General features: G+C 42.1%; 14 protein-coding genes. 8 read left to right on the top strand and 6 right to left on the bottom strand.

What is annotated here, in order from left to right; genetic code table 11:
• Window positions 1–78 precede the first annotated feature (78 nt).
• Window positions 79–501, bottom strand: coding sequence for an OsmC family protein (locus PY091_RS07375; protein WP_275649066.1), 423 nt, complete (start codon window positions 499–501; stop codon window positions 79–81).
• A 55-nt stretch (window positions 502–556) separates the two neighbouring features.
• Between PY091_RS07375 and PY091_RS07370 the strand changes: the two genes are divergently transcribed.
• Window positions 557–1,159 (top strand): carboxymuconolactone decarboxylase family protein, encoded by a 603-nt coding sequence (locus PY091_RS07370; protein ID WP_275649065.1) that lies wholly within the window; start codon window positions 557–559, stop codon window positions 1,157–1,159.
• On the opposite strand, the gene PY091_RS07365 is transcribed toward PY091_RS07370, so the two are convergent.
• From PY091_RS07365 to PY091_RS07350, 4 genes are read right to left on the bottom strand one after another with little or no spacing between them, the layout of a single operon-like run.
• Window positions 1,160–2,290 carry a DUF819 family protein gene (locus PY091_RS07365; protein WP_275649064.1) on the bottom strand — a complete coding sequence of 377 codons (1,131 nt, stop codon included), beginning with the start codon at window positions 2,288–2,290 and terminating at the stop codon, window positions 1,160–1,162. It lies immediately after the preceding gene.
• A gap of 4 nt (window positions 2,291–2,294) precedes the next feature.
• The gene (locus PY091_RS07360; protein ID WP_275649063.1) at window positions 2,295–3,329 is read right to left on the bottom strand and encodes a succinylglutamate desuccinylase/aspartoacylase family protein; all 1,035 of its coding nucleotides are present in this window, start codon (window positions 3,327–3,329) and stop codon (window positions 2,295–2,297) included.
• A gap of 30 nt (window positions 3,330–3,359) precedes the next feature.
• Window positions 3,360–4,031, bottom strand: coding sequence for a 16S rRNA (cytidine(1402)-2'-O)-methyltransferase (gene rsmI / locus PY091_RS07355; RefSeq protein WP_275649062.1), 672 nt, complete (start codon window positions 4,029–4,031; stop codon window positions 3,360–3,362).
• Between the two features lie 48 nt (window positions 4,032–4,079).
• Entirely contained in the window at window positions 4,080–4,769 is a 690-nt protein-coding gene (locus PY091_RS07350; RefSeq protein WP_275649061.1) for a hypothetical protein, read from the bottom strand.
• A gap of 156 nt (window positions 4,770–4,925) precedes the next feature.
• Here PY091_RS07350 and PY091_RS07345 point away from each other — a divergent pair, with 156 nt between their 5' ends.
• The 4 genes from PY091_RS07345 (at window position 4,926) to PY091_RS07330 (ending at window position 8,355) form a co-directional block, all read left to right on the top strand.
• Entirely contained in the window at window positions 4,926–5,570 is a 645-nt protein-coding gene (locus PY091_RS07345; protein WP_275649060.1) for a thymidine kinase, read from the top strand.
• Entirely contained in the window at window positions 5,563–6,672 is a 1,110-nt protein-coding gene (gene alr / locus PY091_RS07340) for an alanine racemase (RefSeq protein WP_275649059.1), read from the top strand. The genes PY091_RS07345 and alr overlap by 8 nt, the downstream gene beginning before the upstream one ends.
• 74 nt (window positions 6,673–6,746) lie before the next feature.
• Window positions 6,747–7,154 (top strand): large-conductance mechanosensitive channel protein MscL, encoded by a 408-nt coding sequence (mscL, locus tag PY091_RS07335; protein ID WP_275649058.1) that lies wholly within the window; start codon window positions 6,747–6,749, stop codon window positions 7,152–7,154.
• Between the two features lie 187 nt (window positions 7,155–7,341).
• Entirely contained in the window at window positions 7,342–8,355 is a 1,014-nt protein-coding gene (locus PY091_RS07330) for an aspartate-semialdehyde dehydrogenase (RefSeq protein WP_275649057.1), read from the top strand.
• 55 nt (window positions 8,356–8,410) lie between these two features.
• On the opposite strand, the gene PY091_RS07325 is transcribed toward PY091_RS07330, so the two are convergent.
• Window positions 8,411–9,661, bottom strand: coding sequence for a S8 family serine peptidase (locus PY091_RS07325; RefSeq protein ID WP_275649056.1), 1,251 nt, complete (start codon window positions 9,659–9,661; stop codon window positions 8,411–8,413).
• Between the two features lie 278 nt (window positions 9,662–9,939).
• On the opposite strand from PY091_RS07325, the gene PY091_RS07320 reads away from it, so the two are divergent.
• From PY091_RS07320 to arfB, 3 genes are read left to right on the top strand one after another with little or no spacing between them, the layout of a single operon-like run.
• A complete protein-coding gene (locus PY091_RS07320) occupies window positions 9,940–12,096 on the top strand; it encodes a prolyl oligopeptidase family serine peptidase (protein WP_275649055.1) in 2,157 nt (718 codons plus the stop codon).
• A 41-nt stretch (window positions 12,097–12,137) separates the two neighbouring features.
• Window positions 12,138–13,133 carry a sulfate/molybdate ABC transporter ATP-binding protein gene (locus PY091_RS07315; RefSeq protein ID WP_275649054.1) on the top strand — a complete coding sequence of 332 codons (996 nt, stop codon included), beginning with the start codon at window positions 12,138–12,140 and terminating at the stop codon, window positions 13,131–13,133.
• Window positions 13,111–13,518 carry an alternative ribosome rescue aminoacyl-tRNA hydrolase ArfB gene (arfB, locus tag PY091_RS07310; protein WP_275649053.1) on the top strand — a complete coding sequence of 136 codons (408 nt, stop codon included), beginning with the start codon at window positions 13,111–13,113 and terminating at the stop codon, window positions 13,516–13,518. The genes PY091_RS07315 and arfB overlap by 23 nt, the downstream gene beginning before the upstream one ends.
• Window positions 13,519–13,619: the final 101 nt, after the last annotated feature.

Raw genomic sequence — 13,619 nt, 5'->3', positions numbered from 1 at the left:
TTATGTTGTAGTACACCGTTTGTATGACAACTGTGCCACTAAAAAAAGGAACTAGGGGTTATTGTCCTAAATACTCACCTATTTGTGGTGATATAAAATCTTAATGTCCAATTTGGCAAATTTTCTGAACATTTCCATTACACCACAATATTTTTCTACAGAAAGGTCTACGGCTTTCTTCAGTTTATCCTCATTTAAGTTGGCACCCGTGAAATGATATTGGATTACAACGGAATCATAATATTTAGGATGCTCATCGGTAAGATTGGCGATGGTATCAATTTTAAAATCCTCCACTTCCAACTTCATTTTTTTGATAAGCGACACAACATCTAGACCTGAGCAACCTGCCAAACTAGATAACATTAGGGCTTTTGGCCGAAGTCCGGCCCCAGAACCTCCGCTTTCTTCACCAGCATCTATTCTTACGGTATGCCCAGAAGGGTTATTGCTCTCAAAAGCCATTTCACCAAGCCATTTGGTAGTTACGTGATTTGTCATGAAGTATAATTTTTGTTACTTGTAGAGTCCAAAAATACAATATTAAATATCATCCATGGCTTTAGTAAACCCCCTATCCCCCGATCACGACCTGGAAACCAAAGAACTAGCTGAATTCTTTAACGAAACACTTGGGTTTTGTCCTAACTCTGTGCTCACGATGCAACATAGACCGTCCATATCCAAGGCATTTATTAACCTTAACGTGGCTGTAATGGCCAATGAGGGCAAAGTTACCTCGGCATTAAAAAGAATGATAGCCTGGGTAAGCAGCAACGCCACTGGCTGCAGATACTGCCAAGCACATGCCATTAGGGCCGCTGAACGGTATGGCGCTGAACAGGAACAATTGGACAACATATGGGAATATAGAACCCACAGTGCATTTTCCGATGCTGAAAGGGCTGCGCTGGACTTTGCCTTAGCTGCTTCCCAAGTTCCCAATACCGTTAACTCTGATATTAAAAAAGAGTTGCACAAATATTGGGACAATGGGGAAATCGTAGAAATGATGGGTGTTATTTCCCTTTTTGGTTATTTGAACCGATGGAACGACTCCATGGGGACCCATATTGAAGATGGGGCTGTGGAAAGTGCAGAGAAATATCTGGGTGAAGTTGGTTGGGAAAAGGGAAAGCATGACGGCTCCCGATATTGATCATAACATTAATCTTTCCAACAAATAAATGGTCAACATGCCCCAAAACGTGCCTGTGGCCATACTTAAAATGGCAAGGATTATAGCGTGGGGCATCCAACTTCCGCGATAGGCAGCAGTAACAGCGGGTGCTGTGGCAATACCCCCTACATTGGCCATACTCGCAATGGGCACCCACGCCATGTTTACGTTCAAAAGCTTGGCAATAAGAAGCATAAAAACAAAATGGCCACCCAGCCATATCAACAAAAAACCAAAAAATCCGGCATCAAAACCAAACATGTCAAACTGTAATTTTAGTCCCAAAATCGACATGACCACCAAAATCAAAATACCTCCAAGCTTTAGGGTAAATCGAAAGTTCCATCTTGGAATAAAATTTCCAAAAGCCAAGCCGACGAATGACAGGACCACCACTTTTACCACAAAAGCATCCAATAATGATTCTGCGATAAATACTATAAGGAGCATAGCTATCAAGGTTACCCATGGTGATAGCAATTTACCCTTTTGGGTAATGATCCGTTCCGGAATCTCTTGATCGGAAATCCTCAAAGATTTATTCAGGAGATTGCTCCTTTTTATGGTCTGAAACATGAGAATTGTCCAAATATTGACCAAAATGTTGTCCATGATCAATACGGAAAGAAAAATATTTTCAGGGCAATTGACCAGTTCCTTCAAGACCAACTGACTGGTACTACCCCCAATCCAACTGCCCACAATTGGTGGGATTCCCATCCAATATCCATTCGACGATAAAGTATCCGATACCAGCTCGGTGCCATCAAAAAAAGTGATAAAAACCACTGGAAAAAGGGCAATAAAAAATGACCCCGCCAAAAAAACCACGATTGGTTTGTATCCTATCGATTTAAGTTGGTGCAGCGACAAACTCGCCATTACGGCCACTATGGTCAATGGAATAAAAAAGTCCCTGCTTAATGCATGAATATAGGATTGGGAAAAATCAAACCCGAAGATATAGCTTATGATGGCAGGGAATATGTAAGAAAACAATATGGCTGGAACCCAATCAAAAATAGATTTTACCCATTTCTGTTCCCAGCGGTCCAAAAAGTACACACAGACCACAGTGAAACAAGTAATAAGCCAAGGAGTCCATTCCATATACCTACTCCAATATTCCCAGATGAATAATGCGACCTCCTGAAATATTTACCGGATTGGTACTTTTTCCTATAACAATACCATCTTCCGGAGCAACATACTCCTCAACGATTTGGCCGAAGGAATCTCGGAGCACCCCAATGGATTGACCTTTGACCACCTTTTCCTTTAACTCTACAAAAACTTCCAAATACCCTCCCTTTTTGGTGAAAAGCCAATAGGATTTGGAGCAAACATTTTGAGGTTCGGCCAAATCTATTGCACCGGGTATAAATTGAAGCCATTTTAAAAGGTTCCCAATTCCAACAATACCGCGATTAATCATTTCTTCTTGATACACTTGGGGATCTCCAAACTCCACGGTAATGCTCTTAACACCTTTACCAATGGCAAAGGCACGCATGGTTAAACCACTTGCTTCCCCAAAACTGGCCTTGCCCTTATTGGAAACGATGATATCCGGTTCTAGTGCACGAAGCATGTTTGCCAGCACCTCGTCTTCCATGTTCCCCCGACCGTACAAACTGTTGACCCTACCAAAACTGGCTGTGTGCAAATCCACATGATAGTCGAAAAGGGGTATCACCTTTTCGGCAATTTGAAATGCCATTTGTTGTGAGCGATTTCCGTTTTCCTTTCCCGGAAATAATCGATTCAAATCTTGAAGGTCTAAAAACTCTCGCTGATTGCTGGCAATGGCAAGGGGGTTTAATCCTGGTATGGCGATTACAGTCCCTATTAACTCTGATACATTTAGGGAATTCATCACTTGTTGCACAATCCTTATTCCATTGAGCTCGTTGCCATGAATGGCCGCTGTAAGCCCAAGTACTTTGCCATTATCGTTTCCCTTTGCAATGATCACCGGGATTTTTATGGGTTGATTAAACCCGTCCTCTCCTAAAGCAAGCCAGACCTTATGGAGTATCCCTGTTTCATAATCATCCAAAATAATTTGATTCACAACTGGAATCTCTTTGGATTGTCCAGAAAGCAATGTGCTAAAAAAGAGCAGGCAGCAGAAAACAGAGGCCTTCATATGAAAAGAATTTAAAACTAAATATAGTCTTTATTTCTTCCCGCCGACCACAATCACAAATTCTCCTTTGGGTGCCTTGTTGTTGAAGTGTTCCAATACTTCCGTTACGGTTCCACGAATGGTCTCTTCGTATAATTTGGTCAGTTCCCTGGATACTGAAACAGGTCGGTCCTCCCCAAAATACTCGGCGAAATTTGCCAAGGTCTTGAGCAGTTTATGGGGAGATTCGTAAAAAACCATGGTCCGGGTTTCTTCGGCAAGTTCCAAAAGTCGTGTCTGGCGGCCTTTTTTTACCGGCAAAAAGCCCTCAAAAACAAATCTGTCGTTGGGCAGTCCGCTGTTCACCAAAGCAGGAACAAAAGCTGTAGCTCCCGGCAAACACTCCACTTCAATATCGTTTTCCACACAGGCCCGGGTCAATAAAAATCCTGGGTCGGAAATGGCTGGGGTTCCAGCATCGGAAATTAGTGCAAAAGTATTTCCGTCTTTCAATTTTTGCACCAGTCCCTCCACCTGTTTGTGCTCGTTGTGCATGTGGTGACTCTGTAAAGGGGTGTCAATTTCAAAATGCTTGAGCAATTTGCCACTTGTCCGTGTATCCTCTGCCAATACTACATCCACTTCCTTGAGCACCTTGATGGCTCGAAGAGTCATGTCCTCCAAATTTCCTATCGGTGTCGGAACCAGATATAGTTTTCCCATAAACCAAAGTTACGGCCTTACGGTTAAATTAAAATTGTAAAAATGGATTTATGCGAATCTTCGCTGGATAAGGGCCATAAAACGTACTTCGTACTCTTCCTTGCCCTCCCAGTTATTGTACTCAGGTTTTACCATGTTCTTAATAAAGGCAACAGAGCGTTCTTCCGAGTCTATGGTAGTGAGCTGGGACAGCACACGAGTGTAGTCCTCCATACTATCGTTGAACAAATGCTTTACAAAAGCAAGCTTATCATTAAGTCCAACCTGAAAATCTTTGGCCAACCTATCGTTCAAGGATTTGGGCTTACTCGCTTGCGCAGGGGTATTTTTTTCTTCCTTTGGGGCCAAAATTTCTTTGTCATTCTTCATAAAATCGGGTTTGGCCACAAATTCCGCAAATACTCTTTCCAAATCGGCGTTGCTCGGCATTTCGGAAACCATATCCTTTATGGTATCCATTCCCGGTGTCATAATATCCTCTTGGTGGGGATTGCTTTCCGGTACTGCCAAATTTCCGCTAAGTACGGCATTGGCCATTTTCTCGAATCTTGAAGCAATGAGGTTTTGGGAAACATCGACCTCAACATCGCTCAATTTTTCGTCTATGAACTTTAATACGGCCAATTTCTCATAAATCTCTTTGGACTTTTCATAAAGCGCAGCAAGATCGGTATCCTCACGTGCAGTTATAATTTCCGTAGACAACTTTATCAACTCTTCCCTCAATTTCCGTATCATAGCTTTTCTTCTTTACTATAAAAATATAATCATTTTACGAATACCCCATCAAACAAAAGGTTAAAATCTTATTGAAAACAGGGGTGCAATTTTTTAGTAGCTTTGTGCTTGTTCCCATATAACGGGAAAACAAACAATTTCTTTCAAAAATACGGTATGTTTCTCGAAAACACAGTCAACCCTAAAGAACAGTTTGGATGGATTGAGGTGATTTGCGGCTCCATGTTTTCCGGAAAGACCGAAGAGCTTATCCGAAGGCTAAAGCGTGCCCAGTTTGCCAAGCAAAAGGTGGAAATATTCAAGCCCATTGTGGATACCCGCTACCATGAAGAAATGGTGGTCTCCCACGATTCCAATGAAATTAGGTCCACACCGGTTCCTGCAGCAGCAAATATTAGATTGCTGGCAGATGATTGTGATGTAATCGGTATTGACGAAGCGCAATTTTTTGATGATGAGATCGTAACGGTATGCAACGATCTGGCCAATAGGGGCGTCCGGGTTGTTGTGGCAGGTTTGGACATGGATTTTAAAGGCAACCCTTTTGGTCCCATGCCCGCACTTATGGCCACGGCGGAATATGTGACCAAGGTACATGCGGTTTGCACCAGAACAGGAAATTTGGCCAATTACAGTTTTAGAAAATCACTCAACGACAATTTGGTATTGCTCGGTGAAACCGAAGAATACGAACCATTGAGTAGAGCTGCTTTTTACAAGGCCATGTTACGAGAAAAGATCAAGGATATGGATGTAGAATCCGAAGAAGTGTCCTCCAAAAAAGAAAAACCCAATGGATAAGGTCGGGGAAACAACATTGATTCTGGACCTAACAGCCTTGGAACACAATTACAACTACTTAAGGTCCAAGGTAAAACCAAAAACAAAGTTTTTAGGTGTGGTAAAGGCATTTGCCTATGGCAGCGACATGATTGCCATTGCCCAAAAACTCGAGCAAATGGGTGCAGATTATTTAGCTGTCGCCTATGTAAGTGAAGGAGTTTTGTTAAGAAAAGTAGGTGTAGGTCTTCCTATTTTGGTGTTACATCCATTGGCTTCCAATTTTGATGATTTGATCGAGAACCATTTGGAACCCAGTTTATACTCCAGAAATATCCTGAACCAATTTATTGAAACGGCAAATGCCAAAAATCAAAAGGACTATCCTATCCATATTAAGTTCAATACAGGTTTGAACCGTTTGGGCTTTGATGACACCGATGTGGATTTTATTGCCAAAGAAGCCAAGAAAACCAATGGCATTAAAATTGTTTCCTGTTTTTCTCATTTGGCGGCATCCGAAGATAAAAACGAGCGGAATTTTAGCCTAAATCAAATAAACTCCTTCCAAAATTTGAGCAGTACACTCATGGAAAAGTTGGGTCATACTACCATGCGTCACATGTTGAACACTTCTGGTATCATCAACTACCCAGAAGCTCAATTTGAAATGGTGAGGAGCGGAATAGGACTTTATGGTTATGGGAACCAAGCAGAAATAGATGCCCAATTACAACCCGTTGCCACCCTGAAGACCATTATTTCACAAATCCATCTAATCGATGCGAACGAGTCCATCGGATATAATCGTGCTTTTAAATCCAACAAGCCCATAAAAAGTGCTACGCTGCCCATCGGACATGCCGATGGCATAGGAAGACAATATGGAAAGGGCAAAGGATTTGTGACCATCAACAATAAAAAAGCACCGATTCTGGGCAATGTTTGTATGGATATGATCATGGTGGATGTTACCGATATCGAATGTACTGAAGGCGATGAAGCTATCGTATTTGGCCCTCAAAAATCAGCAGAAAATTTAGCGGCCACCGCTAACACCATTTCCTATGAAATCCTCACAGCCATTTCACAGCGTGTAAAAAGAGAGGTCAAAAACAAATGATTTCAACATTAAATAAGTGAGCAAACCGCTTTTTTGCTTAATTTGTCTCTGATTAACCAATACTCAACTATAAAATGGGATTTTTAAAAGAATTTAAAGAGTTTGCCATGAAAGGTAACCTGGTGGATATCGCCGTAGGTTTCGTCATGGGTGCCGCTTTTAAAGAAGTGGTTTCTTCGTTTACCGGAGGTATTGTTTCCCCCTTGATTGGACTTTTGTTCAAATCGGACTTCAACGATTTAAAGTACGTGATTACAGAGGGAACACCGAACGATGCCGGAGAAATTGTTGGGGAAATAGCTGTTTTGTACGGATCTTTCCTTACCAATGTAATCGACTTTATTATTGTGGCCTTTGTTATGTTCCTTATTGTAAAAGGAGTTAACAAGCTCAAGAAAAAAGAAGAGCCTGCACCAGAAGCTCCAAAGGGTCCTACCCAGGAAGAGCTGCTAGCAGAGATTCGTGATTTATTGAAAAAATAAAAATCGTAGGCACTATAATTAGTGCTACCGCTACATCACAATAATCAATAAAAACCATCAATGTGTTTCGCTAACATGTTGATGGTTGTTTTATTTATAACATTTTGTTATTTTTTATTGATTGATAGTAAAAAAGCTTGTTTAACTCGTTGACTGAAGTACCTTTGCGACAAGAAATTATTTTATAATGAAAGTAGCAGTTGTTGGAGCCACCGGAATGGTAGGCGAAGTTATGTTGAAAGTGTTGGAAGAACGCAACTTCCCAATTTCAGAATTGTTGTTGGTTGCCTCGGAGCGTTCCGTGGGTAAAAAACTCTCCTACAAAAACACAGAATACACGGTAATTGGTTTGGATGATGCCGTAACCGCACAGCCGGATATCGCTATTTTTTCAGCTGGTGGCGATACTTCCTTGGAGTGGGCCCCAAAATTTGCCGAGGTGGGCACTACGGTAATCGATAACTCCTCCGCATGGCGTATGGACCCGTCCAAAAAATTGGTGGTTCCAGAAATCAACGCAAAAGAATTGACGGTCGATGATAAAATTATAGCCAACCCCAACTGCTCTACCATTCAAATGGTATTGGCCTTGGACCCCTTGCACAAAAAATATCAGATGAAACGTGTAGTGGTTTCAACCTACCAATCCGTTTCTGGAACCGGTGTTAAAGCCGTTCAACAAATGGAGAACGAAGCTGCAGGCATTGAAGGGGAAATGGCCTATCCTTACCCTATCAACCGAAATGCATTGCCACACTGCGATGTATTCTTGGAAAACGGATATACCAAAGAAGAAATGAAGTTGGCCCGTGAGCCTCAAAAAATATTGGACGACCGTACATTTTCCGTAACCGCAACTGCAGTTAGAATTCCTACTGCTGGTGGACATTCGGAATCGGTGAATGTAGAGTTTCACAATGATTTTGATCTGGCCGAAGTAAGACAACTCCTTAGTGAAACTCCCGGAATTGTGGTACAGGACAATCCAGATACCAATACCTACCCTATGCCAGCTTTTGCCAATGGCAAGGACGATGTGTTTGTTGGAAGAATCCGTAGGGATGAAACACAGCCAAACACATTAAATATGTGGATCGTGGCGGACAACCTAAGAAAAGGAGCCGCTACCAACGCCGTTCAAATTGCAGAATATTTGGTAGAAAACAAATTGGTTTCGAATACTTCTGAAGCAGTTTCTTAAGGGATTTAGATAAAAAAGGGGCCAAATGGCCCCTTTTCTTTTTATAGTGATAAGGTTAGTTTATACCTATGGTATCTGCATTTCCATCAGGGTCACCACTAACAGTTCCGCCGTTACCTATATTGCCCAAGAGCAATAGACCACAAGCGTGTGGAGACGCCATAGAAGTTCCACTAATAGTGTTATAACCTCCAGGCCATGTAGATTTAATCGCTACACCGGGCTCACAATAATCAACTGGAGGGTTTCCGTAATTGGAGAACGAAGCCCAAACATCGCCTTCCGACATTGCAGAAATAGTATAAATGTTGTTTCCATTAGCAGAAGCCGGTGACGAACCATTGGCATCCGAGCCTTCGTTACCCGCAGCAATAGCAAACTTTACAGTGGAAGAAGCATTGATTACGGCATCATTAACGGCTTGTGAGAATCCACCGCCCAAACTCATGTTGGCCACATCTCCATTGGAAGCATTGGCAGCAACGAAATCGATACCGGCAATAACACCGGAATACGACCCACTACCTCGACGATCCAACACTTTTACAGGGATTACGGTAGCACCAGCTGCCACTCCAATAACACCAAGTTCGTTATCAATTGCTGCAACGGTTCCTGCAACGTGGGTACCATGTCCGTTTTTATCCACAGAAAGATCAGAATCGGGCCCGTTGGTAAAGGCATTGTAACCTCTACTAACATCCACATTCAAATCTTCATGGGTAGACTCAATCCCTGAATCTATGATCCATGCTACATTATTTCCGGTATAGGTGGCTCCCCCATTTACCCTGGCGATTCCCCAAGGGGTTTCTTGTGCCGTGGAACCTCCACCACCGCCACCGCCACCTGGACCTTTTCCAGGAGGGGGTGCCAAGGTGAACATTTGGTCTTTTTCTATGTATGCTATGCGATTGTCTCCAGCAAGTTTTGCAGCATCTTCCGCACTGATTCTTGCAGAGACACCCGTCATAGTTTTACTGTAAACATGCTCAATAACTTCTCCCTTCATTTGTATTCCACCTAAGACTTCTCTTGCCAATTCCTTAACAGCACCTTTTGCAGATTTATAATCAGCACCAAATTTAGCACCAACATCACCTGTAACTTTTTGGTCGAATACTATAATGTAAGACCCATCAATTACATAGCTGCCCTGATTAAAAATTACAGACTCTTCAATTTCAGGTTCTGTAATTGAGTTTTCAAGGTTTTCCATTTCTGTTTTGCCCTCATCGGAACAAGAGAACAAAATCAACCCAGTACTGGCTACAATGGCCATACTTTTTAAAAGAGGTTTTTTCATAATATTGTTAGTTTTAATTAATCTGGTTGAATGTAGTAATTTTCGTCATAAATAAATGTTATTTAATAATATTTTATTAACACTTCCTTAACTTATCGATGGGTTAATACTCTATTTATATCCCAAAAACCCGATTTAAAAAGGCGCTCAAGCAATTTTTCACAACGTCTCTTTTTTAATCCAAGACAGGCATTTTCAAAAATTTAGTTAAAGCCGATATCACAATCATTGATTTCTTCTGTTTTATGGTACTTTTATCCGAATCAATCCAAGAAAACATGAAAAAAATAAGTCTGCTGGCTGCTTTGATTTTGGTGGCGGCCTGCAAAGAAGAATCTAAAACAAGAGAACCCATAACCGTGAACTACCCCACTACCAAAAAAGTTGACACCGTAGATAATTATTTTGGAACAGATGTGCCCGACCCCTACAGATGGTTGGAGGACGACAGAAGCGAGGAGACCGAGGCTTGGGTTAAAACACAAAACGCCACTACTTTTGGGTATTTGGACAAGATTCCTTTTCGCGAGGATCTAAAAAACCGATTGGAAAAACTCTGGAATTACGAAAAAGTTGGCTCTCCGTTCAAAGAGGGCAACTATACTTATTACTACAAAAACAACGGCTTACAAAACCAATATGTGGTTTATCGCAAAAAAGAAGGAGGAGAAGAAGAGGTGTTTTTGGATCCCAACACTTTTTCCGAGGACGGCACCACTTCCCTAATGGGGCTTAGTTTTACCAAAGACGGGTCTAAAGCCGCTTATCTAATTTCCGAAGGAGGGAGCGACTGGAGAAAAGGTATCATAATCGATGCCGAATCCAAGGAAATCGTGGAAGACACCTTGGTGGATATTAAATTCAGTGGCATTTCTTGGAAAGGAAATGACGGATTCTACTATTCCAGCTATGATAAACCCGAAGGAAGCGAACTTTCTGCAAAGACGGACCAGCACAAACTTTACTTTCACAAATTGGGCACTCCTCAATCCGAAGATAAAATCGTTTTTGGAGGCACTCCGGAAGAAAAGCATAGATACGTTGGTGGATATGTTTCCGAAGATGAAAACTATTTATTCATAACAGCATCGATTTCAACTTCGGGCAACAAATTGTTCATGATGGACCTTTCTCAAGACAATCCAGAACTGATCACAATTTTGGACGATACCGATTCTGACACCTATGTTATCGACAACGAGGGTTCCAAACTATTTTTGGTAACCAATCGCGAGGCTCCCAACAAAAAAGTAGTGGTCGTGGATGCGTCCAGTCCATCTCCCGAAAATTGGGAAGACCTTATTCCTGAAACTGAAAATGTATTGACCGCAGGAACCGGTGGAGGATATTTCTTTACAGAATATATGGTGGATGCCATTTCCAAAGTACTGCAATACGATTATGATGGGAATTTGGTCCGTGAAGTAGAGCTGCCAGGTGTAGGAAGCGCAGGAGGATTTGGCGGCAAAAAAGAGGACAAAGAATTCTACTTTTCCTTCACCAATTACAATACGCCCGGATCTTTGTACAAATACAATGTGGAAACAGGTGAGTATGAGCAATATTGGAAGCCTCAAATCGATTTTAATCCCGATGATTATGAATCCAAGCAGGTCTTCTATAATTCAAAAGACGGGACAAAAGTACCCATGATCATCACCTATAAAAAAGGAACGGAACTGAACGGGAAAAACCCGACCATCCTTTATGGTTACGGAGGTTTTAATGTAAGCTTAACCCCATCTTTTAGCATCGTAAATGCCGTTTGGATGGAGCAAGGTGGCGTATATGCCGTTCCCAACCTTAGAGGAGGTGGTGAATACGGTAAAAAATGGCACATAGCGGGAACAAAGCTCAACAAACAGAATGTGTTCGATGACTTTATCGCAGCTGCCGAATACCTGATCGACAACAATTACACCTCTAAAGAATATTTGGCCATCCGTGGTGGCTCCAATGGAGGCTTGTTGGTCGGTGCCACTATGACCCAGCGTCCCGACCTTATGCAAGTTGCATTGCCTGCCGTGGGCGTAATGGACATGCTTCGCTACCACACATTCACCGCGGGAGCAGGATGGGCCTACGACTATGGAACTTCCGAGGACAGTGAGGAAATGTTCAATTACATTAAAGGGTACTCCCCGGTACACAATGTAAAAGAAGGCACGGAATATCCCGCCACATTGGTTACCACCGGTGATCACGACGACCGTGTGGTTCCTGCGCACAGCTTTAAGTTTGCTGCGGAGTTACAAGAAAAACAAGCAGGGGACCAACCCACACTTATCCGAATCGAGACCAATGCAGGACATGGTGCAGGTACTCCAGTAAGCAAGACTATTGAACAATATGCCGATATTTTTGGGTTTACCTTTTTCAATATGGGTTATGACGAATTGCCCAACCAAGCCGTGTTGAAGGAGTTTAAAGATTAACAATATAAAGGGCTGCCCATTTTTGGCAGCCCTTACTTTCTATGCTAAAAGTTCAAGTTGATTCTTTCGGTTACCATAACCAAACCATTTTAAGAAACGTTTCTTTTACGGTTGCTCCCGGTGAGCATGTGGCCCTAATGGGTGAAAGTGGTTCTGGAAAAAGTACATTGCTCAAAATTATCTACGGCTTGCTCCATGTAGAGGAAGGTTCCGTTTTTTGGGGCGACACGGAAGCTCTTGGACCCAATTTTAATTTGGTCCCCGGTGAGCCTTATATGAAATATTTGGCGCAGGATTTTGATTTGATGCCGTTCATTACCGTGGAAGAAAACATAGGTCAGTATTTATCCGTGTTCGAACGGGAAACACATGAGAGTCGAATCAACGAACTACTGGAGTTGATAGAGATGAAGCCCTATGCACAAACCAAGGTGAAATACCTCAGTGGTGGACAACAACAACGTGTGGCACTAGCTAGAGTTCTGGCTCAAGAACCGGAAATTTTACTGTTGGACGAACCCTTTGGCCACATCGACAATTTTAAACGCAACTCCCTTCGCAGGAATTTATTTTTATACCTGAAAAAACAGGGAATCACCGTTCTCACCGCAAGTCACGATCCCAGCGATGTGCTTCCTTTTGCAGAACGCACATTGATTTTGGAAGAAGGAAGTGTGATCGCGAATCAGAACACCCAAGAACTCTATAATAACCCTCCGAATTATTACACGGCTTCCCTTTTCGGTCAGGTTAATGACGTCCCCATGAAACTGTTAAAATCTTATTCCGAAATCGAAAGGTCAGTTTTGGTCTATCCCCACGAATTCAAATTTTCTGATTCGTCAGGTCTCAGAGTTGAAGTAAAACACTCTTTTTTTAAAGGAAGCCATCATCTAAACGAAGGGATTGCCGAAGATGGAACAATGATTTTTTTCAATTCCGACAAAAAACAGGAAAAAGGAACAACCATTTTTCTTAATGTATCTTTGAATACCATCAACAAGAGACTTCAAGTTGGACAAAAAACAGATACATAGGGAGCTTCAATTCAAAGCTATGCGAAGCAGTGGTGCCGGCGGTCAGCATGTGAACAAAGTTTCATCCAAAGTTGAGCTCACTTTCAATATCCAGGAATCGGCTGGTCTTTCAGATAGGGAAAAACAAAGAATTCTACTCAAACTTCAATCCCGATTGACCAATGATGGAGCCTTGGTTCTGCATTGCGATGAAGCGCGTAGCCAACATAGAAATAAGGACCTAGTGGTAAAACGGTTTTTCGAAATCTTGAAAAATGCACTGTTGGTCCCAAAAAAGCGGAGGCCGACCCGACCCACAAAATCGTCGAAGGAAAAGCGACTAAAATCGAAAAAGATTACGGCCGAAAAAAAAGCATCGCGCAAAAAACCAGACCTGGGCCGATAAGAATTTATCGATTTTCTTCCTTTTAGATTATCGACCCGTCAAAAAAAGCAACATTCACGACAATTCCCATCCCATGGATTTAATATCCTCGCTTCAATTGC

Source organism: Flagellimonas okinawensis (genome assembly GCF_029194005.1).
Classification (GTDB): domain Bacteria; phylum Bacteroidota; class Bacteroidia; order Flavobacteriales; family Flavobacteriaceae; genus Flagellimonas; species Flagellimonas okinawensis.
This window is presented reverse-complemented; position numbering and strand designations above follow the sequence as displayed.

What these genes read in the sequence shown, in the direction of transcription:
- PY091_RS07375 (WP_275649066.1), bottom strand. Translation starts at nt 501, where the DNA reads ATGACAAATCACGTAACTACCAAATGGCTTGGTGAAATGGCTTTTGAG.
- PY091_RS07325 (WP_275649056.1), bottom strand. Translation starts at nt 9,661, where the DNA reads ATGAAAAAACCTCTTTTAAAAAGTATGGCCATTGTAGCCAGTACTGGG.
- PY091_RS07360 (WP_275649063.1), bottom strand. Translation starts at nt 3,329, where the DNA reads ATGAAGGCCTCTGTTTTCTGCTGCCTGCTCTTTTTTAGCACATTGCTT.
- PY091_RS07370 (WP_275649065.1), top strand. Translation starts at nt 557, where the DNA reads ATGGCTTTAGTAAACCCCCTATCCCCCGATCACGACCTGGAAACCAAA.
- PY091_RS07315 (WP_275649054.1), top strand. Translation starts at nt 12,138, where the DNA reads ATGCTAAAAGTTCAAGTTGATTCTTTCGGTTACCATAACCAAACCATT.
- PY091_RS07345 (WP_275649060.1), top strand. Translation starts at nt 4,926, where the DNA reads ATGTTTCTCGAAAACACAGTCAACCCTAAAGAACAGTTTGGATGGATT.
- PY091_RS07320 (WP_275649055.1), top strand. Translation starts at nt 9,940, where the DNA reads ATGAAAAAAATAAGTCTGCTGGCTGCTTTGATTTTGGTGGCGGCCTGC.
- mscL (WP_275649058.1), top strand. Translation starts at nt 6,747, where the DNA reads ATGGGATTTTTAAAAGAATTTAAAGAGTTTGCCATGAAAGGTAACCTG.
- PY091_RS07365 (WP_275649064.1), bottom strand. Translation starts at nt 2,290, where the DNA reads ATGGAATGGACTCCTTGGCTTATTACTTGTTTCACTGTGGTCTGTGTG.
- rsmI (WP_275649062.1), bottom strand. Translation starts at nt 4,031, where the DNA reads ATGGGAAAACTATATCTGGTTCCGACACCGATAGGAAATTTGGAGGAC.
- alr (WP_275649059.1), top strand. Translation starts at nt 5,563, where the DNA reads ATGGATAAGGTCGGGGAAACAACATTGATTCTGGACCTAACAGCCTTG.
- PY091_RS07350 (WP_275649061.1), bottom strand. Translation starts at nt 4,769, where the DNA reads ATGATACGGAAATTGAGGGAAGAGTTGATAAAGTTGTCTACGGAAATT.
- PY091_RS07330 (WP_275649057.1), top strand. Translation starts at nt 7,342, where the DNA reads ATGAAAGTAGCAGTTGTTGGAGCCACCGGAATGGTAGGCGAAGTTATG.